This is a genomic window from Aliidiomarina indica, from assembly GCF_015354615.1.
Lineage (GTDB): Bacteria > Pseudomonadota > Gammaproteobacteria > Enterobacterales > Alteromonadaceae > Aliidiomarina > Aliidiomarina indica.
This window is the reverse complement of the sequence record NZ_JACAVQ010000001.1, coordinates 201,635-221,848: the sequence shown is the minus strand read 5'-3', so window position 1 is coordinate 221,848 and position 20,214 is coordinate 201,635. Positions and strand designations below refer to the sequence as shown.

The following is a 20,214-nucleotide window of genomic DNA, read 5'->3' as shown; positions in this document are numbered from 1 at the left end:
AAAAATTTCGAGAAAGCATTCAAGCGGAGGCCCGCTGCTGTTAAAATATGCGCCCGAGGAAGCCACTCACCCCGCCGACCACCTGAATGTTCAGGTTAAAAGAGGACTCGTCGTGAACGAACAGAAACCTTCACTAAGCTACAAAGATGCCGGTGTTGATATCGATGCAGGCAATGCGCTGGTACAACGAATTAAACACGTGACTAAACGCACCACGCGCCCAGAAGTCATGGGCAGCATTGGTGGCTTTGGTGCCCTGTGCGAAATTCCAGAGGGTTACAAAAAGCCCGTTCTAGTTTCTGGAACCGATGGTGTTGGTACCAAGCTTCGTCTTGCCATCGATTTAGGCAAGCACGACACTGTGGGCATTGATTTGGTGGCCATGTGTGTCAACGATCTGATTGTGCAGGGCGCCGAACCTCTGTTTTTCCTTGATTACTACGCAACCGGAAAGCTCGACGTTGATGTCGCTGCCGATGTAGTTGCCGGAATCGGAGAAGGCTGTGTGCAATCAGGCTGCGCCCTCATTGGCGGGGAAACAGCAGAAATGCCGGGGATGTATGAAGAAGGCGATTACGATCTCGCTGGTTTCTGTGTCGGTGTCGTTGAAAAAGACGACATTATCGATGGTAGCAAAGTGGCTGCCGGTGACGCCCTTATTGCAGTGGCCTCAAGCGGTCCACACTCCAATGGCTACTCACTGATTCGTAAAGTTATCGAAGTGAGCAACGCCGATTTAAATGAGTCTTTTCATGGTCGCCCGTTGGCCGAACATCTGATGGCGCCTACCCGCATTTATGTGAAACCGGTGCTTGAGCTCATTAAAGAAATCGATGTTCACGCCATTTCTCACATTACCGGCGGTGGCTTCCAAGAGAATATTCCACGGGTTCTGCCAGAATCGTGTAAAGCCGTGGTGCAGCGTGATAGCTGGAACTGGCCTGTGATCTTCAATTGGTTGCAAGAAAACGGCAATATTGCTCGGGAAGAAATGTTCCGGACATTCAACTGCGGCGTAGGCCTGGTTATTGCGGTGCCCGCAGAGCAAGCCGAAACGGCAGTAGGCTTTTTAAAGAATCAGGGTGAAGATGCTTGGGTGATTGGTTCTGTGGCTGCCCGTGACGCGCACGAAGCTCAGGTGCAATTCGTCTGATGGGCGCAACGACTCGAAAACGTATTGTGGTTCTTATCTCCGGATCAGGAACCAACATGCTGAACATTGCTCAGGCCTGTGAAAACAACCACATCCATGGTGATGTGGTGGCCGTGATCAGTAATCGCGATCATGTCGGTGGTTTGGAAAAGGCCGCGGATCTTGGCATCCCTACGGAAGTACTCGCCCATCAAGGCTACGACAGTCGTGAAGACTATGATGCAGCTTTAGTGGAATGCGTTAAAGGCTACCAACCTGACTTGGTTGTATTAGCAGGGTTTATGCGCGTACTGACGCCGGTATTTGTCAGTGCGTTTGCCGATCGCATCCTCAATATTCATCCGTCGTTACTGCCTAAATACAAAGGGCTGCACACCCATCAACGGGCACTTGATGCGGGCGATGAAGAACATGGCGTTAGTGTTCACTTTGTGACCGATGAATTAGACGGCGGCCCTGTCGTTTTGCAAGCGCGCATTCCAATCTTTACCGGTGATACCGTGGATGATTTGCAAGAACGTGTGCACGAGCAGGAATACCGAATTTATCCACTGGTCATTCGCTGGTTCTGTGCCGATCGACTCGCTCTCACAGCCGATGGTGCCATGCTTGATAACATCATGCTGGGGCCGCACGGATACGCAGCCGACGATTAATCAGAAAAAGTTAATGATGTGAGGCTGATTAAAGCGGCCTCACGCCCTCCTTCAATTTGCTGCATGCGAACCAGCGTGTAATTCCATTCGGGCGCAAACCAAAAATAGGTTTCTCGGCGATCGTGATCGCGCACTCGGGATACTCGAATGGTTTCAATACGCTCATCGTTCACCACAATAGTTTCCCGTTTATCGACGGCAAATTCATAGGTCGTCAACGAGCCATCGTCGTCGATTAAATGATATTCAAAGGTCTCGTGCGCGCCTACCGCCACATCGATTTGTAGCTGATGCAACACCGCATTCGGATCGAGTAAGTCATCCCGCCATTCCGCTTGGATCGGTTCATCATTGGCCGGACGCAACACTTCCGCGGCGCGATCGAACACCACCGAAAAATGGCGGTTCGAGCCCGTGCCGCGACGTTCGTATTCAAAAGACATCGGCTGCACCTGACCATTGTTTAAGGTAAAGTAGGTGTCGTTAAAACGACGATCAGACAAAAGAAAAATAGAGGCTCGACTAAAGGTTTCATAGCGCCAGTACACGCTGTTATCGTTGTTACTTGCTGTGAGTTCTCGACCCGCACTGCCGTGACTACGACCGCGCCGACTTAAATCATATTCTGCTTTGTAAGGCCGAGTGATCGCGTTGGCCACCTGTTCGCGCTCAGAAGCGCCATCCGAATTTTCTGTATTGGCTGTCGCTGCAAGGCTAGAAACAATAAAACCCATGCAGAATATTCCGATAACAAGCCACCGCCGTTGCAGTCGTGGAAACAAGGGGGGTGAATCCGTCGGGGCGAGCGAGCTTTGTCCCAATTCCTTTAATAACATCACACTACCTTTTATTGGCGCCATCCCATAGCAAATAAGTGATCTATTTCATCGGTTAAGACCTATGATCATAGAACAAGTTCATTGCTTTTGCGTGCTGCTTTGCTTGCAATGCGAGGCGTTTTGTTCTAGTTTAGAGCTACTGGTCAGACCTCAAAACTTAGGAGTTAAAGATGAGTGTCGCTATTTGGTGTATCGCAACCCTGATTGTCCTCGGTGCGTTACTTTATCACCGCGCGTCGCTACGCGCATTTACCGCAGGTGTGGTTGTCATGTTGGCAATCGGCACGACCATTGGTTTATTCGCATGGGTACCATGGGTAATTGCCGGTGTGTTGTTGTTGCCATTAAATATTGGCTTTGTCCGCACTCGCTTCCTCACCAAGCCGATGCTAAAAACCTATCGGGCGATTATGCCTGAGATGTCGCAAACTGAACGTGATGCGATTGAAGCAGGAACCGTATGGTGGGATGGCGAAGTTTTCCGAGGCGAACCAAACTGGAAGAAACTCCATAGTTTTCCAGCACCAAAGCTGACCGCGGAAGAAGAAGCCTTTTTGAATGGTCCCTGTGAAGAAGTGTGCACCATGCTCAACGATTGGGAAGCAACCCATGAGCTGGCGGATATGCCAGAAAACGTTTGGCAATATCTGAAAGATAACAAATTCTTCGCCATGATAATTAAGAAAGAATATGGCGGACTCGAGTTCTCTGCTTATGCCCAATCGCGTATTTTGCAGAAGTTAGCGGGTCACTCCACAATTCTGGCAAGCACCGTTGGTGTACCGAATTCGCTAGGTCCAGGCGAGTTACTTCAGCTGTATGGCACCAAGGAACAGCAAGATTATTACTTGCCGCGTTTAGCAACCGGTGAAGAAATTCCATGTTTCGCCCTAACAAGTCCGGAAGCAGGCTCCGACGCGGGTGCTATTCCCGATACCGGAATTATTTGTAAAGGAACCTGGGAAGGTAAAGAAACCCTCGGCATCCGTTTGAATTTCAATAAGCGCTATATCACCTTGGCACCGATTGCCACTGTGGTTGGTCTTGCATTTAAACTTTATGATCCTGAAAGCCTGATTGGCGAAAAAGAAGATTTAGGCATTACGTGTGCCCTTCTACCGCGGGATCTTGAAGGCATGCAAATCGGACGCCGTCATTTTCCTCTAAACGTGCCATTCCACAATGGTCCGATTCTTGGAAAAGACGTATTTATTCCACTTGATTTCATTATTGGTGGCCAGGAAATGGCGGGCAAAGGCTGGCGCATGCTCGTTGAGTGTTTGTCGGTTGGCCGCGCCATTACCCTACCCTCAAACAGTGCCGGCGGTGCCAAATCGTTAGCGCTGGTAACCGGTGCATACTCACGCATTCGCCGTCAGTTCAAATTGCCTATCGGCAAAATGGAAGGCGTTGAAGAAGCCATGGCGCGCATTGGTGGTAATGCCTATCTGATGGATGCGGTGACCCGTTTCTCAACGACGGGTATCGATCTCGGTGAAAAACCTTCGGTTATTTCAGCCATTGCCAAATACCACATGACTGAGAAATTGCGCGAAGTCATGAACGACGCCATGGATATCCACGGTGGTAAAGGCATATGTTTGGGCCCGAACAATTATCTTGGTCGTGGTTACCAAGGCACCCCTATCGCGATTACCGTTGAAGGTGCCAACATCTTGACTCGCAGCATGATGATCTATGGCCAAGGTGCAATCCGTTGCCATCCGTTTGTGTTAGAAGAAATGGAAGCAGCTTCAATTAAAGGCAAAGAAGGCCTGACTCGCTTTGATAAAGCTGTGTTTGGACATATTGGCTTCGTGTTCGGTAACTTGATCCGGTCGTTCTGGTACGGGTTAGGAGGCGCTCGCTTTGTTAGTGCTCCCGCCAATGACAGCACGGCGATCTACTACCGTCAGATGACACGGTTTAGCACCAACCTCGCCCTTATGTCAGACATTGCCATGGGTGTGTTAGGTGGTGAACTGAAGCGCCGAGAACGCATATCAGCGCGACTTGGCGATATGCTCAGCTACCTATTTATCGGTTCTGCGATTCTTAAGCGCTTCGAAGACGAAGGACGCCAGGTAGAAGACTTACCCTTCGTGCACTGGGCCATGCAAGATACCTTATATAAGCTTCAAGAAAGCCAGCGCGCTATGCTTGAAAACTTTGGCGGGATTGGCGTTTTCTTGAATCGCCTTATGTTCCCATTTGGTCGCATTGTGAAAGCGCCATCGGATAAGCTTGGCCACAAGGTCGCGCGCTTATTGATGTCACCTAATGCTGCTCGTGAGCGCTTGGGTGATGGTCAATTCTTATCGGAAAAAGGCCCGTTCGGTTACGTTGAACAAGTCCTGCGCGATATCATCGCCATCGAGCCCCTGTACGATAAGGTGGTTGCTGCCTCCGGTGAAAAGCTACCGTTCATGCGCTTGCATGAGGTAGGCATCAAGGGCAAGGAGTTGGGCGTACTTAACGACGAAGAAGTCGCCTTGTTTGCACGTGCTGAAGAAGGCCGATTAAAAGTTATCAATGTTGATGATTTCGATTCTGCCGACTTACTTGCGGGCAAAGCCGCTCGTGAGCAAACAATACCCCAACCGATGAAAGCCAAGGCCAAGCCGAAGGCAAAATCAGTTGCTTAACCTTTAGGCTCAACGCGCCGCGTTAGGCAAGCATCACATAAGCCGCTGCATGCATTTTGTAGCGGCTTTTCTTTATCCGTAAAGTTTACGTAAACACCGTCGATAATCTTACTGAATAGGTTATTTTATCCCTGCCGATCGCAATCATCGTGCAACCCTGATTCGCTTTTTCAGGTTTCTTTGTGTCCTTGTGGGGGACCGAAACCAGTGTGTTGTGAAGAAAAAGCGAATGTTGGCGCCTCATCCTCTGAGGCGCTTTTTTTTGATTAATACCATTACGCCTAAAAAAAAGCGGCTGCATAACAATGCAACCGCCCGATGTTTTTATTTCAACAACTTAAGTAGCGTAACTATTTCACCAAACCAATCTCACGCAAACGTTCCATCAGATAATCATCTGCCGTGATAGGTGGGAATTTCTTCGGATTTTCCTCAGTGACACAGTCTGGCAATGCGTCTATCACAACATCCGGATTAAAATGCAAGAAGAACGGAATGGAGTAACGTGATACTTCATTGTATGGCGCTGGTGGGTTGACCACGCGATGCGTTGTAGACGGCAATAAACCATTAGTCAGGCGCTGTAACATATCACCGACGTTACAGATAATCGCACCTTCGATAATGGTCACAGGAACCCAAGCACCGGATTTCGACAATACTTCTAAACCTGGCTCCCGTGAACCAATCAACAATGTAATCACATTGATATCTTCATGGGCGGCAGCACGTACCGACGGGGTCCCTTTATCGATAATAGGTGGGTAGTGCAGTGGTCGTAAAATCGAATTACCTTTGTTCACTCGGGTACGGAAGTAATCACGTGGCTGCCCCAAGTAAACCGCAATACCTTCTAATACTTGATTTCCCAGCTCATCAAGCGCATTAAACAAGGTCGTCATTTTATCTTTAAAAGACGGTAGTTCTGCAGGCCAAATATTTGGAATCAGTTGCGGATAGTCTGCGGTGTTATCAACTTCACGACCGACATGCCAAAATTCCTTTAAATCAACGTGCTTCGCATCCTTGGCAATTTCAGTACCAAACGGCGTATAGCCACGCGCACCACCGATACCCGGGCGATGATACTTTAATTTCACTTCTTCAGGCAAAGCGAAAAGCTCACGCGTTGTATCTAGCGCATCCATAATCACATCGGTTTCGATACCGTGATGAGTAAGAGCAACAAAGCCATTCACTTCATAGCCTTGGCCAATTGTTTGAACAAATCCATCGAAGTCTTTCGCAAACTCCGACATATCAACATGGGGGATAGAGCTCATTTAAATATCCTGCTTGATCACTGGTATTTAGCTTTCCCGCGAATTCAGCGCAAAACACGGGCACAGATCCTTGATCTTAAACCTAGGCCCCGCACCATACAAGAAGTAAGCCTTATAAAACACAATAAATATTGGTTAAGTAAGTAAACACCGAGTTCCAAACCGCAACATCGAGAGCCAGGGGGTAAAAACCCAGCGTACAACTATGTAAATATTCAGCCAAAACATTACGTGTCAATTAAGTTTACCAAGGGTTTATTTACACAGGTCCGATTTGCATGCGAGTTGTAACAAAATGTTTCACCACAATCGGCAGCCAGACCCATTCAAGATATAAAATACTGATTTTACGTGACTTAATTTACAAACATTCGTTATAAATTTGTAAATAAAAATACTACGAAAATACATGTTTATGCATTACTATCAGGGGGCGCGCCCTTTTTGTGCAAACTATACAACTTGTCTGTGACATCAAGGCATCCAGCGTAAAATAAAAAACCATAAGAGGAAGATCTGAGGATGAAGGTAACTAACAAATTACCACGCTACAGTGTGTTGGCGACGCTAGTCGCCTCGGCGGTCGCCTTCGGCGTATCGGCCAATAACACACAGTTCGTGGAAGCGAACCTCGGTGCGGAGACTCTTGAGCAAAATCGATTTGAAAAAACGAATCGCCATGTTCGCGTCGAGTTTCCAAACTACTATATCGTGCAGCTAACAGATGCTCCTGCCGCAACTTATTCAGGTGGTGTTCGTGACTTGCCGGCGACCAGTCGTGCAGTTACGGGTAAAGACCGTCTCGACGTTCAATCTGATGAAGTGAAATCGTACAGCAGCTACCTGTTATCGCAACAAGGTAAGTTTGCTCAGTCACTGCAATCGCGCTTCCCACAAGCGCAAGTTGAACGCAACCTTACCTTATTGATGAACGCCGTTGTGGTGAGCAATGTGGGTGATGACATTGCCAGCCAACTTCGTTCTATGCCAGGTGTAAAGCATGTCTGGGAACATGAAATGTATGATCTCCACATGGATGCTTCAAACAGCCTGATCAACGCGCCTGAAGTATGGGACATGATTGGTAGCCTCGAAGACTCCGGCATGGGTATTAAAGTAGGTATCATCGATAGTGGTATCATGAGTGATCACCCGATGTTTGCCGCCAATGGTCAAACACGCCCTGCTGACGCACCTGACGACGACTATTGTGCCACCGTTGACGCGACGTTCTGTAACGACAAACTTGTCGCTGCGCGTTTCTATGAGCCAACGTTTGAAACCCACCCTTCTGAAGTACTTACACCTTATGATATCAGTGGTCACGGTACCCACGTTGCAGGTACTGCAGCGGGTAACTTTGTCACCACCACTTTCCAAGGTGTTGAGCTATCGTTCTCGGGTGTTGCACCAGGTGCCACGTTATATGCGTACAAAGCTCTGTTTGTAAACACGGAAGGCCGTGGTGGTGGTTCAAACATCATGCTTTCAGCGGCACTTGAAGACGCCGCAGCGGATGGCGTTCACGTAATCAATAACTCATGGGGTGGTGGCGTTGGTGCTAACCCTGCGGGTAGCCCGTACACATCAATTATCGAGAACATTGAAGCGGCGGGTATTTTAAACGTCACTTCTGCAGGTAACAGCGGTCCAGGTTCACAAACCTTAGGCTGCCCAGCTTGTGCGGAAGCGGGTATGGCTGTCGCCTCGACCGAAACTGGTCGTAGCTTCTCAATGCTTGTAAACGCTCCTGGATTAGATGGTGTTCCAGCGTTACCTGGTAGTGAAACCAGTATTTCTGCTCCTATTACTGGCCCATTAATGCCAGCGATGGAAGTAGATGCCGACAACGAGCTCGCCTGTGATGCCTTCCCTGAAGGTTCATTTGAAGGTCACATCGCTGTTGTTTCACGTGGTGTTTGCGGATTCGCTCTGAAAGCAGAAAACTTTCAGAATGCCGGTGCCATCGCGATGATTCTATACAACAACCAAGCTGGCACTATTAGTATGTCGATGCCGGGCGCCACTTTGCCTAGCGTGTCGATTACGCAAGCTGCTGGTCAGGCGTTGTTAGAAGCATGGGTTGAAGGCGACACAGCAACCATTAATCCACCACAAGTGGTTATTAATCCAGATCGCGTCGACATTATGTCGTCGTTCAGTTCACGTGGTCCAAATGCCGATGCTAGCTTCTTGAAGCCTGATATCGCGGCTCCTGGTACTGCAATTCTGTCTGCCTACCCAATCTTGGGTGAGCCTGGGTATGCCACATTAAATGGTACTTCAATGGCAGGTCCTCACGTTGCAGGCGCGGCCGCTTTATTGCGTCAGTTACGCCCTGAGCTTGATGCTTACCAACTGAAGTCGGTGTTAATGACCTCTGCAAACTGGAATGTTCGCAAAGAAAACACCACAACTCACGCAACGCCATTTGATATGGGTGCGGGTCGTATGGATATCGCTGCAGCTGTGAACACGGCAATTGCATTCGATACGGCATCAATCTCACATCCACAATGTATGGCTGAGTGTTCATTTACCCGCACAGTTACTAGCTTGGTCGGCGAAGGTACTGAGTGGACTGCAACCGTTGAGTTCATGAGCGACAACATCTATGGCGAAGTAAGCTTTGATAACCTAGCTCTTGAAGCGGGTGCAAATGCTGAATTCACCGTCACTGTTGATTCGCGCTTTGCATCAAGCGGCTGGCAGTTTGGTCGTGTGTTGTTTACCGATGCGTCTGGCAACTATGCAAACGCGCATATTCCAATTGCCGTGCAAACATCGCGTAGCGACAACAGCTCAATCATCACTACAGGTAGCAGCGCTACTGCGGTTGTATCAGGTTCACCGGTGGATATGCTCACCCGTGTTAACGATCTTAATTTTGACGGTGAAGTCACGATTGAAATCAGTAACCCTGCAGGTGTAAGCATTGGTGAAGACACGATCAACATCGATACCTATCGCGCAGATGGTGAGTTCACCATGAGTGAAGATGGCACCATGACTTGGGTCGGCACTTTCGATAGCGTTCGCGCTAGTGCAGAGATGCAAGAAACAACCTTCGGGTTTGCCGGATTTAACCTGCGAGCGAATGGATTGGGAACACCTGTTAGCTGTCTTGCGACTAGCTGTGATGAAACCCGTATTGGGTTGAACCTTGGCAGCGCAAATACAGGCTTCGGTTTCTATTTCAATAACGCACCGGTAACTTCGGTGGGTATTTCTGATAACGGCTTCCTGAGCATGGGTACGCAAAACCATTCAGGATCGTGGGTGAATCAGAACCTTCCAGATCCAACACCACCCAATGCAATCCTAGGACCATTCTGGACGGATCTTGATGCAGGCGGTGATGCCGGTGGCGATATTCGTTACGGTGCCCTCACTGATGGAAGTGGTCAACGTTGGTTAATCATTGAATGGAACGATGTTCCTGAATGGGCTAACGACTACGACGGTTCAGAAGAGCGCTATAGCTTCTCGATTTGGGTACGTGCCAACACCAGCGACATCTACTTCCAGTATTTCGATACTGGCGCGCAGTTGCCAGACTGGTTAACTGTGGGTTTTGAAGATGTCACCGGTACTATCGGTATGTCTCGCTACTTCGATGGAACGGGTACTGCACCACAAGTGGGCACCGTACTTAGCCCAGTTGTTATCGCAGCAGATACCGGCAACGTTGAAATTGGCTATGAGCTAGCGGCTGAAATCTTCGGTTATGCAAGCTCTGCTGATGCTCACGTGATGCAAGAAAGCTCTGTCGAAATCGACTTAACTGAGTACTTCTCAGAAAGCCGTGCCGATGGTCTGCAAGACGTAACGGTATCAGACGGTGACACCAGCTATCGCGCAATTCAACCGCTGACGTTCGAAGGCAGTGGCGAATATAGCGTAGAAGTTGTAACACAGCCTGCGAATGGAACTCTGTCGGTAAGCACTGAGTCACTCGTTGTGATGTATGTGCCTAACGCCGGTTACTTTGGCGAAGACAGCTTCGACTTCCGTATCGTTGATAGCGAAGGTGCAATGACCTCAACCGCAACAGTAACTGTTGACGTTGAAAAGCTAAACGAACCACCTGTTGCTCATGCACAAGGTCCTGCATTACCAGTAAGTGCTGGTACTACGGTTACCCTTGACGCATCACGCTCAACAGATCCGGACGGCGATGCACTGACCTTTAGCTGGACGCAAGTATCTGGTCCAACGGTCACATTAAACAACGCGGGTTCAGCAGTCGCTTCTTTCAATGCACCACGCTTCAATCAAGATACTAGCCTCGGCTTCCGGGTGTCTGTATCTGACGGTGAGTACACTGATACAGCGGTTGTGAACGTGCAAGTACGCAAGCACAGCAGTAAGAGCTGGTATGAAGGTAGCTTCGGTGGCCTTATCGTACTCTTAGGCTTACCACTGCTTTGGATTCGTCGTCGCAAGCAGGCTTAATTACTGCGCGTCGATATGAATCATAAAGACCAAAGGGGCCTTCGGGCCCCTTTTTAATAAGTAGGAAAGGAAACGTGCTTCGCTAGCGATCTTCTGCTAACGTCACGTTAATGTTGCTCAGTGCGTTTATGAAATAAAGAGGAAGTTCACCATGCGTTACTCTCAACTGTTACCCACATCGGCTAGCCTTAGCGCTGTTATGCTCACCCTATTTCTTGCGGGCTGCACACCGCAGAATGGCCAGCAAGTCGAAGAGACCGATGCTTCATCACCGCTTACGGAAAATGAAGTAGACCAAGAGATGTTGCGTGATGATTTTACATTTGCGGAACTTGAAGCGCTTCGCTTGCAGGTGCATCGTACCATTGGCACGCCCTTCGCCACAGATCCGAGCCAGTGCCGTGTACTTCCCTTTGGCGCCAAGCCATGTGGTGGACCATCACGTTATGTCATTTACTCGATTCAAGAGACGGATCCAGACGTGATCGAGCCATTGGTAGACCAATACAATACATGGTCGGAAATATACAATGAACGTGAAGGGTTAATGTCAGACTGCGCGGTAGTCCCCGAAGTTTCGGCAACGGTGATTAACGGCATTTGTGTTCCCACCGAATACGCGGATCGGTAGTTAGTTACTTAAAGAAAAGAGAAACGGAGCCCTTATTGGCTCCGTTTTTTACGTATAGACCAAATTAACATCGCGAGAGCGACCGTGAGTCCGCCCACCATACCGAAGAAATGTGATGAAGTGGCTAACTGGCTTACTGTGGCGGCGCCTAGCTCAACAGGCCCCTGTAAGTACTCCCACGTCACTTTGAACAGCACACCAATAAGCAGCAACCAGCCGAATTTAATGTTCTTGCTTACATCTAGCAGAGCGCCCCATGCAAATAAACCATAGAGCACACCAGAAAATCCAACATAACGATGGATCTCCGGATCAAACAAATACATACCCAAGTTACTTGCTAGCGCCAAAGCAATGACAAGGCCGCCGTAGCGCCACCCGCTAATGTGTTCAGCAAACAACAAGTACATTACCCAGAGCCCCATCACATTAAGAATCAGATGACTCCAGGTTAAATGCACAAATTGTCCAGTCAGTAATCGCCAAAGTTCGCCTTGCGCAATAAACTCCCGCTCAAACGTCAGCTGAAATAAGTAAGATTCCGGTAACGAAAATATACCTAAAAGAAGTGCTGAGACCCCAAGGGGCCCCAGCACATAGCGACGTTCTAGCGGCAGGTGAATCACCTAGTCACGCTCCGGATAGAGGTGATTCCACCACTGCGGTTGGTCTTTAAGGTGCTTGTCAAAAAACGCCATATAGGTATCCCACCAATGAAAGCGCGCGTCACGCCCCATAATGTGGTGATCTTGACCCATATACTCTACAAGCTCCACTTCGCGCCCAAGTAACTTCAACGCCGTGTACATATTATGGCTTTCACCCGGTGGCACGTTTGTGTCTGCATCACCATGAATAAGTAGCATGGGTGTGGTTACTTTATCAGCACGATATACTGGGCTTTGGCCCACATAAAGATCACGGTTGTTCCAAGGGAAGCTGTTTTTACTCGCTTCACCCGAATACAAGAAGCCCCACCAGCCCTGGCCCCAATACGACGTAATCGCGCTAATTCCCGCATGGGACATTGACGCCGCGTACATATCCGTCATCGTTGCCAAAAGCATGGTCATAAAGCCACCATAACTTGCGCCTAAATGCCCCACTCGCTCAGCGTCTACAAATGGATGTGCCGTCAAGAATTCTTGGGTGCCTTGAATAATGTCTTCGGCAGTGTACTCACCCCATGCATTCACATGGCGCGCTGAGAAATGCTGGCCATAGCCAATCGCACCAGTCGGCTGTAACACATACACCACATAACCTTGCGCGGCCCATTGATTGAACGGATAACGTCCAGTGAACCCGCGTTGCACCGGTGTTGTACCGCCATAATAATAAACCAGCGCTGGATAGCTGCTGTTTGCATCAAAATGAGGTGGGTAGTACACCCGACCTTCAATAGTATCGCCATGCTTATTGGTAAAATTCCATGGCTCCACCGGAACAATCACGTTATGCGCAAAGTAATGGGTTTTGCTATCCCACAACGTCTGCAAGCGTCCTTCAGCAACATCGAGCTGAACAACCTTTTGCGGTGCCGTCACACTCGACCCTGCGAATACGATGCGAGGCAAAGGCCCTTGACTCGCAGTGACTTGGTCCACCACTTCGATATCACTACTGAGCGAAATAAATTGCTCCCGTTGCGGGTTATAGCGATAAAGCTGGGTGCCATCACGTTCTGTCACCCGCAGCAAAATATTGCCGTTCCCCAAAGCCATGGCGCCGCCAATAGCAGGGTCAAACGAACGGCTTAATGGGTGGATGCTGCCGTCTCGTGAGACGCGATATAATTGACCATCATAGTTGTTACTCAATTTGTCGTCGGGCAAACGCGGATCCCGCCCAGCACCGTCTCCAAATTCAGGGCCTGCCAGCATATAGACATCGTTGTTTACATAAAAAGCACCGCTAAAGGTGCGGTGAGAGCCAAAATCATGGCGCTCGCCTGTGTTTACATTGAGTTCAAACACATCCACTAAGAAGTGAGGAGGTGCGGCATAGTCCACTTGGCGCTGAGACAGTAAAATCCGCTCCCCTGCATTGTGCACATCCAGCAAGCTAATAGAGTTTGCGGCGGACGTTAGCTGGCGTAACGCTTTGGTGTCCGTATGCAGGGTAAATACCTGACTGTTGTTACGGAAAGAGCTCCAACGGTCTTCAAGGGCTTGATAACGCTTACTCAGCTCATTGTCTTTCTCGCCGGATTTACTCCAATTAAACACCACCTGTTCGTTGTTTAACCAGCGCAAGCCGCTTAAACCACTCAATTCAGCAGAAATGGGACGCAAGGATAAGTCGTTCAAATCCAGTACATGAATACGTTGCCCACTCACATAGGCCAGTGTGTGTTCTTGCGGATGCCAAGCAAATTGGCTTGCGCTTGCATCGGTGAAACGAAAGACAATACGGCCTTCGGCTAAGTCGCGTATCACTAAGGAACGCTCTGCGCTATTCCCGCTTGCTGGGTTATAACTCGTCTCTCCCCAAACAACGAAACGACCATCGGACGAAATAGTCAGATTGTTTACAGTCGTCGCATCAAACATCTGTTGCTGTGATAAGCGCCATTGATCCGGCCAACTGCTATCAACCACATCGTGTTCTGCCTTTCCAGACCAGGTGAAATCAACATTCGCCCAATCAGATACATCCTCTGCAAGCACAACCAGACTATGATCACCCGTTTGGATATTGACGTCTAACTTGCCCCCAGAAACATTAACCCGTTTGCCATTTAAAAAGGCGGTCACTTGCTCCAATTCATTAAATTCGAGGGTTCCCTGCGTAAAGCGATCAACACGCAATGGCACGCGCAACACAAATGCCGGGGCTTCGCTACCCACAGCATTCACACGGTAGCCCGCGTCGCTAAAATCATTCAACCAGGGCTGAACCAAGCTGTCTCGCACGCTATCTTTCTGCAGCGAGTCATCAATCGTGACTAAGCTATTGCCTTGGTCAACCGGATGTACGCGGATATGCGCTTTGTCGACTGCAAATGCTGCCGAACTTCCAAACACGGCAACCAATGTCGCAGCAACCAGATGTAAACGAGCATTCTTACCGCTCATTTGAGATCGCTTTATCATGAGTATCTTCCTATCATTGTTGTCATCATTGCGCCCTATCTTACCTAATTGCGCTAAGAAGCGAACCCCTGTTCGACGATGCGTACAGAACAGGCGGTAGAAGTCGCTAAATCGCAACCTATTCAAATGCCTGTGAACCATGTATGCTAACTCGGTTTTAGTTGACTCTAACCAAATAAAAACAGTGGATAACCACGGGGAACTCATCTATGAGCGCAGATAATAAGGCCGACCAAGCCAACAGCGGTTTGCTCAACCGTATCCTCAACAAAGTTGAGGTCATTGGTAATAAACTTCCAGATCCAGCCGTGATGTTCGCGGGTTTACTCGTCATTGTCTGGTTCTTGAGCTTAATTTTCGCTCAGTTTTCATACAGCGAATTAGACCCTCGCTCTGGCGCACCCGTTGTTGTGAACAACCTGCTCGCCCCAGACGCAATGGCTAACTTCCTAGCCACCATGGTCACAACCTTTACCTCCTTCGCACCGCTTGGTGTGGTATTGGTTGCCATGTTAGGTATTGGTGTAGCCGAACGCAGTGGCTTCATTAATGTGGGCATCAAGCTGTTATTGAACAACACAGCAAAAATCCTGCTCACACCCATACTCATTCTTGTGGCCATTGTCAGCCACACTGCGGTTGATGCCGGTTATGTGTTGGTTATTCCGCTCGGTGGTATCATTTTCTATGCAGCCGGACGCCATCCGTTGGCCGGAATTGCAGCGGCCTTTGCGGGTGTGTCTGGCGGCTTTAGCGCCAACTTTGTGCCAAGCGCAATCGACCCAATGTTGCAGGGGATTACGCAAGAAGCTGCACGATTATACGACCCCAATATTATCCTCAACCCGTTAAACAACTGGTACTTCACCGCCGCTTCAACCTTAGTGGTAGTGCTGGTAGGTTGGTACCTTACCGATCGCGTGATTGAGCCGCGCTTGGCCGGCACTGAGATTGATGGCGATCCAGCGGAAATGCCTAAAATCGAAGAAGTAACCGATCGTGATCGCAAGGCGTTTATTGCGGGCGGTTTAACCATGATTCTGGGAACCGTATTACTGGTTGCCGCGGTATGGCCAGAAACTTCTGCTTTACGCAGTCCTGAAGGCGAGATTGCCGCGTTTGATGCGCCATTAATGCAATCCATTGTGCCTATTATCTTCTTGCTATTCTGGTTACCCGGGATTGTGCACGGGTTTGTTGCCGGCACCTTTAGAGAATCCAAAGACGTGATTATGGCCATGTCGAAAACCATGGAAACCATGGCCTACTACCTCGTTATGGCATTCTTCTGTGCTCTGTTTATCAAAGCATTTGGCGATTCCAACCTTGGTATTCTGTTGGCGATGAAAGGCGCTGGATTCCTCCAATCTCTGGCGGTACCAGGCCCTGTTACCTTAGTCGGTATCATCATGCTCGTCGCCATCATTAACTTGTTTGTTGGCTCAGCCAGTGCAAAATGGCTACTGATCTCACCCATTTTTGTGCCCATGCTGATGCAGCTCGGTATTTCGCCAGACTTAACTCAGGCAGCATACCGGGTCGGTGATTCGGTGAGTAATATCATCACGCCGTTATTGCCTTACTTCCCATTAGTGGTGGTTTACTGTCAGCGCTATACGAAAGGAACCGGTATCGGTACCCTGGTATCCATGATGCTTCCGTACAGTGTCGCGCTCGGTATTATCTGGACGGCATTCTTACTCCTGTACTGGACCATTGGCATCCCATTAGGGGTACAAGCCAATTACGTATATCCAGCCGGCTAAGTAACCGACGTACCCATCCTGCAAACGGGAGTTGCCACCAGCAACTCCCGTTTTTCTTTGCTCCCGCATTCCCCGTAAGCATGATAGGATTAACTCAGTTCGTTTCATCGGAGTTGTCTATGTCGGCCACCAGCCCCCCAAATTTTATTGAAATGTATCGCCAATTAATTGCAGCACCCTCGGTATCCTGCTTAGAACCACAATGGGATATCTCCAATCGGCAAGTTATCGAATTGCTCGGTCTGTGGTTAACCACGCTCGGATTTAAAGTTGAGATTCAAGAATTGGAGCGGCAGGCTGGGAAATACAATTTATTGGCCACCATGAACCCGATTGATGGGCCATGTGAAGGCGGCTTATTGCTTTCTGGGCATACCGATACAGTGCCATGGGATGAAGGACGCTGGAGCCGTGACCCATTTACCTTAACCGAAGCCAATAATCGACTTTATGGCCTTGGCAGCGCCGATATGAAAGGCTTTTTCGCGTTTGTCATTGAGGCCATCCGCGATTTAGATTTTCGCCGCTTAAAGAAACCCTTGATGATACTTGCCACCGCCGACGAAGAAACTTCTATGGCGGGGGCTCGTGAGTTACGACGCTTCCCTAATTTGCGCCCCGACTACGCCGTAATTGGTGAGCCGACGCTGATGGTTCCAGTGCGCATGCACAAAGGCCACACCACCGATTGTATTCGCGTGACCGGTCGTTCCGGGCATAGCTCCAATCCAGCGGCAGGTGTGAATGCGATAAGTATTATGCATGATGCCATCGGCTACTTGAAAAAACTCGAACAAGACATGCGCGATAGGTTTCATGAGCCCGCTTTTGAAGTGCCCTATCCGACCCTCAATTTCGGTCATATCCACGGCGGTGATGCCGCCAATAGAATTTGTGCGTGCTGTGAATTACATATGGATATGCGCCCATTGCCCGGCATGCATGTGGATACATTAAATGAAATGTTGTCGGCATGCTTAGCACCACTGCAAGAGCGCCATCCCGGAGCCCTAGAAATTATCGCCATGCATGACCCTATTCCCGGGTATGAAACCAAAGCCGACGCCGCCCTCGTGCGCATGGCTGAAGCGATCAGCGGGCACCCAGCCGAACCTGCGAATTACTGCACCGAAGCACCTTTTATTCACGATCTTGGCTGTGAAACCATTGTTATGGGGCCAGGTTCAATTCAACAAGCGCATCAGCCCGATGAATATATCAGCCTATCTCAGATTCGCCCTGGACAAGAGAAAATTCGAGCCCTCATTGAAAAGGCCTGTTGTTCATGATTGAAAAAGCATTATTAGCACCGGCGTTGCTCATTTGTGGCGCCGATGAAGCCGGACGCGGCCCCATTGCTGGACCTGTGGTTGCGGCTGCCGTTATCCTCGATCCGAACAATCCTATTGAAGGTATTACTGATTCAAAAAAAATCAGTGATAAAAAACGGCAAAAGCTCAGCATAGAAATTAAAGAAAAAGCCTACTGTTGGGCTATCGCGCAATGTGACCCAGAAGAAATTGATGAGTTGAATATCCTGCATGCCTCCATGCTCGCAATGAAACGAGCCATCGAGGCACTGCCCGTAACACCGAGTAAAGCACTGATTGATGGTAATCGCGTCCCGCGGCTATCTATTCCCGCAGAAGCCATCGTTCAAGGTGATGCACATGAAGCCTGTATTGGTGCCGCATCAATTTTGGCAAAAGTAGAGCGAGACCGGCAAATGTTGGCTTGGCATGAAACCTATCCCCAATATAACTTTGCGCAGCACAAAGCCTATCCTACAGCTGCCCATTTAGCCGCACTGATTGAGCACGGTGTAAGCCCAATCCACCGTAAAAGCTTTCGCCCAGTGCGAGAACAACTGGTAAAAAGCGAATGATTTAACGAAACCGTGGTCATACTTAAACGCTTTTGCGCCCTTCGATAGACAACAAAAATAATGATTTTTTAAGCAAGGAGTTATGCATGTTAATTACAGGTTTCATTCGGTTCACGCAGCTGGCAATAGCCGCCGGAGCATTGAGCTTAATGACAAGTGGAGCAGCCCTCGCCGCCGATGAACAGCGCCGCTCTCAACATACTTTAGCCTGTGTACAGGAAGCTCAAGAAGCACAACCCTACATATTAGGAACATTTGCCCTTGAACAAATAGTCGAGATTATTCGCAACTACGATGAGACCTTTGGCCACACGGCGGAAGGACGTGAGCAACTTCGTCACATGGTCGCCATGTTTCAGAAATGGGAAGAAATCGGGCAAACCTATACTCATGATGAATTCCTAGCCGAAGGAACCTGCAGCTTCACTGGTGGTTTTGGATTAATTTCTGCACCTGCAGTAGCTGAACACTGCGCACAAGATCAGTTCAATTTCTGGTGCGCCAGTATGATTACTGAATACCAGTTCGCCGCCCCGTTAAGTACGAATGATCCGGCAAACCTCATGTTCGAAGCGCGGGATCAACAATGCCGTTCATTTAATCAGGAGTACATTAGCCTGATGCAGAATGCACAAGATTCCTTGCCTGAGACTGATAACGAACTTATCTCCCTGCAAAATGATATGCACACCATTTTTGAGCGGGCGTTTCAACGTCGACTTTACACCAATGACGAAGAGGCAAAGCGCACCTTTTTGAGCTTTGCCCGTCGCGCCGAGCAGTTTGAAGAAGCACGTTTAAGCCAAGTTTATGGCAACGTTGCCAATGGCATGCGCGCCCTCATGCTTGAGAACACGTACCAATGGGATAGCTGCCTACGCACTGGCGCAGGCCCAGTTCCACAAGAGAACGATGACTTCAAACAGCTTCGTTTTGCCAATGAAATGCAATGGTGCGTTGACGCCTCTACTCGCGAAGAGCGACCTGATAGTTATGCCCAACGCTGCGAAGATATCGTTTTCTTTGAAAATGAATTCATCCACGTATGCTCAGACGCCCAAGACACCCCCTTCTGCGCCGCTTACATCGACGAGTAAGTAGCCAACGCACCGCGTTAGTTGCGACAACAACCAAGTAGCCAACGCACCGCGTTGGTTGCGAGTTCAAAATACAACGACTAGCACATGTCTGCCGCAGAAATGCGGCAGCCAAGCCCTCTTATGAACGAATTCACGACGTCACGCACGAGGGCATTCCAGCCCCCGTGTCTTCGTAGAGCCACGGACCAACGCAGTGCGTTGGCTACCAGTGCGCGCAAGCTGTGCCGGAGATACGGGGGTAGGATATGGCCCTGTGCGGGTGTGCGCGGCAGGGATGCCGCGCCCAAGCCCCCATGGATGGGTTTACGGCGTCCCGCACGGGGACATTCCTGACCCCGTGTCCGCACGTAGCCACGGACCAACGCGGTGCGTTGGCTACCAGCGTACTTGAACCTGTGCCGGAGATACGGGGGTAGGATATGGCGCTGTGCGGGTGTGCGCGGCAGGGATGCCGCGCCCAAGCCCCCATGGATGGGTTTACGGCGTCCCGCACGGGGACATTCCTGATCCCGTGTCTTCGTCGAGCCAGAGACCAACGCGGTGCGTTGGCTACCAGCGTACTTAAAGCCGTGCCGGAGATACGGGGGTAGGATATGGCGCTGTGCGGGTGTGCGCGGCAGGGATGCCGCGCCCAAGCCCCCATGGATGGGTTTACGGCGTCCCGCACGGGGACATTCCTGATCCCGTGTCTACCCGAAGCCAGAGA

13 protein-coding genes are annotated in these 20,214 nt (G+C 49.6%); 9 read left to right on the top strand and 4 right to left on the bottom strand.

Annotated elements, in window-relative coordinates; translation table 11 throughout:
- Positions 1 to 112: 112 nt before the first annotated feature.
- Together purM and purN are read left to right on the top strand one after the other, a co-directional pair.
- Positions 113 to 1,153 carry a phosphoribosylformylglycinamidine cyclo-ligase gene (gene purM, locus HXZ99_RS01020; protein WP_194755414.1) on the top strand — a complete coding sequence of 347 codons (1,041 nt, stop codon included), beginning with the start codon at positions 113 to 115 and terminating at the stop codon, positions 1,151 to 1,153.
- Positions 1,153 to 1,809, top strand: a complete 657-nt coding sequence (purN, locus tag HXZ99_RS01015) for a phosphoribosylglycinamide formyltransferase (protein WP_194755413.1) — start codon at positions 1,153 to 1,155, stop codon at positions 1,807 to 1,809. Before purM ends, purN begins: the two co-directional genes overlap by 1 nt.
- Here the strand turns inward: purN and HXZ99_RS01010 are convergent.
- Positions 1,806 to 2,543 (bottom strand): DUF3108 domain-containing protein, encoded by a 738-nt coding sequence (locus HXZ99_RS01010; RefSeq protein WP_194755412.1) that lies wholly within the window; start codon positions 2,541 to 2,543, stop codon positions 1,806 to 1,808. The two genes, purN and HXZ99_RS01010, sit on opposite strands and share 4 nt — an antisense overlap.
- 275 nt (positions 2,544 to 2,818) lie before the next feature.
- Here HXZ99_RS01010 and fadE point away from each other — a divergent pair, with 275 nt between their 5' ends.
- Positions 2,819 to 5,293, top strand: coding sequence for an acyl-CoA dehydrogenase FadE (gene fadE, locus HXZ99_RS01005; RefSeq protein WP_194755411.1), 2,475 nt, complete (start codon positions 2,819 to 2,821; stop codon positions 5,291 to 5,293).
- A gap of 350 nt (positions 5,294 to 5,643) precedes the next feature.
- Here the strand turns inward: fadE and HXZ99_RS01000 are convergent, their stop codons facing one another.
- Positions 5,644 to 6,576 (bottom strand): isopenicillin N synthase family dioxygenase, encoded by a 933-nt coding sequence (locus tag HXZ99_RS01000; protein ID WP_194755410.1) that lies wholly within the window; start codon positions 6,574 to 6,576, stop codon positions 5,644 to 5,646.
- Between the two features lie 522 nt (positions 6,577 to 7,098).
- Between HXZ99_RS01000 and HXZ99_RS12300 the strand changes: the two genes are divergently transcribed.
- Together HXZ99_RS12300 and HXZ99_RS00990 are read left to right on the top strand one after the other, a co-directional pair.
- Complete coding sequence (locus tag HXZ99_RS12300) at positions 7,099 to 11,031, top strand: S8 family serine peptidase (RefSeq protein WP_194755409.1); 3,933 nt, start codon at positions 7,099 to 7,101, stop codon at positions 11,029 to 11,031.
- Positions 11,032 to 11,182: 151 nt separating this feature from the next.
- On the top strand, positions 11,183 to 11,662 hold the full coding sequence (locus HXZ99_RS00990; RefSeq protein WP_194755408.1) for a hypothetical protein: 480 nt from the start codon (positions 11,183 to 11,185) through the stop codon (positions 11,660 to 11,662).
- 32 nt (positions 11,663 to 11,694) lie between these two features.
- Here the strand turns inward: HXZ99_RS00990 and rrtA are convergent, their stop codons facing one another.
- On the bottom strand, positions 11,695 to 12,288 hold the full coding sequence (rrtA, locus tag HXZ99_RS00985; RefSeq protein ID WP_194755407.1) for a rhombosortase: 594 nt from the start codon (positions 12,286 to 12,288) through the stop codon (positions 11,695 to 11,697).
- On the bottom strand, positions 12,289 to 14,757 hold the full coding sequence (locus HXZ99_RS00980; protein ID WP_194755406.1) for an alpha/beta hydrolase family protein: 2,469 nt from the start codon (positions 14,755 to 14,757) through the stop codon (positions 12,289 to 12,291). It lies immediately after the preceding gene.
- Between the two features lie 209 nt (positions 14,758 to 14,966).
- Here HXZ99_RS00980 and HXZ99_RS00975 point away from each other — a divergent pair, with 209 nt between their 5' ends.
- The 4 genes from HXZ99_RS00975 to HXZ99_RS00960 all read left to right on the top strand — a co-directional run bounded on the left by HXZ99_RS00975 (position 14,967) and on the right by HXZ99_RS00960 (position 19,505).
- Positions 14,967 to 16,523, top strand: coding sequence for an AbgT family transporter (locus tag HXZ99_RS00975; RefSeq protein ID WP_194755405.1), 1,557 nt, complete (start codon positions 14,967 to 14,969; stop codon positions 16,521 to 16,523).
- 119 nt (positions 16,524 to 16,642) lie between these two features.
- A complete protein-coding gene (gene argE / locus HXZ99_RS00970) occupies positions 16,643 to 17,812 on the top strand; it encodes an acetylornithine deacetylase (RefSeq protein ID WP_194755404.1) in 1,170 nt (389 codons plus the stop codon).
- On the top strand, positions 17,809 to 18,408 hold the full coding sequence (gene rnhB, locus HXZ99_RS00965; RefSeq protein WP_194755403.1) for a ribonuclease HII: 600 nt from the start codon (positions 17,809 to 17,811) through the stop codon (positions 18,406 to 18,408). Before argE ends, rnhB begins: the two co-directional genes overlap by 4 nt.
- An 86-nt stretch (positions 18,409 to 18,494) precedes the next feature.
- Positions 18,495 to 19,505 carry a hypothetical protein gene (locus tag HXZ99_RS00960; protein WP_194755402.1) on the top strand — a complete coding sequence of 337 codons (1,011 nt, stop codon included), beginning with the start codon at positions 18,495 to 18,497 and terminating at the stop codon, positions 19,503 to 19,505.
- Positions 19,506 to 20,214 lie beyond the last annotated feature (709 nt).

Bases quoted from the DNA above. Each gene is read 5' to 3' on its own strand.
- HXZ99_RS00990 (WP_194755408.1), top strand. From the start codon at position 11,183: ATGCGTTACTCTCAACTGTTACCCACATCGGCTAGCCTTAGCGCTGTT.
- fadE (WP_194755411.1), top strand. From the start codon at position 2,819: ATGAGTGTCGCTATTTGGTGTATCGCAACCCTGATTGTCCTCGGTGCG.
- HXZ99_RS01000 (WP_194755410.1), bottom strand. From the start codon at position 6,576: ATGAGCTCTATCCCCCATGTTGATATGTCGGAGTTTGCGAAAGACTTC.
- HXZ99_RS00975 (WP_194755405.1), top strand. From the start codon at position 14,967: ATGAGCGCAGATAATAAGGCCGACCAAGCCAACAGCGGTTTGCTCAAC.
- HXZ99_RS00980 (WP_194755406.1), bottom strand. From the start codon at position 14,757: ATGATAAAGCGATCTCAAATGAGCGGTAAGAATGCTCGTTTACATCTG.
- HXZ99_RS12300 (WP_194755409.1), top strand. From the start codon at position 7,099: ATGAAGGTAACTAACAAATTACCACGCTACAGTGTGTTGGCGACGCTA.
- HXZ99_RS00960 (WP_194755402.1), top strand. From the start codon at position 18,495: ATGTTAATTACAGGTTTCATTCGGTTCACGCAGCTGGCAATAGCCGCC.
- HXZ99_RS01010 (WP_194755412.1), bottom strand. From the start codon at position 2,543: ATGGGTTTTATTGTTTCTAGCCTTGCAGCGACAGCCAATACAGAAAAT.
- purN (WP_194755413.1), top strand. From the start codon at position 1,153: ATGGGCGCAACGACTCGAAAACGTATTGTGGTTCTTATCTCCGGATCA.
- rnhB (WP_194755403.1), top strand. From the start codon at position 17,809: ATGATTGAAAAAGCATTATTAGCACCGGCGTTGCTCATTTGTGGCGCC.
- argE (WP_194755404.1), top strand. From the start codon at position 16,643: ATGTCGGCCACCAGCCCCCCAAATTTTATTGAAATGTATCGCCAATTA.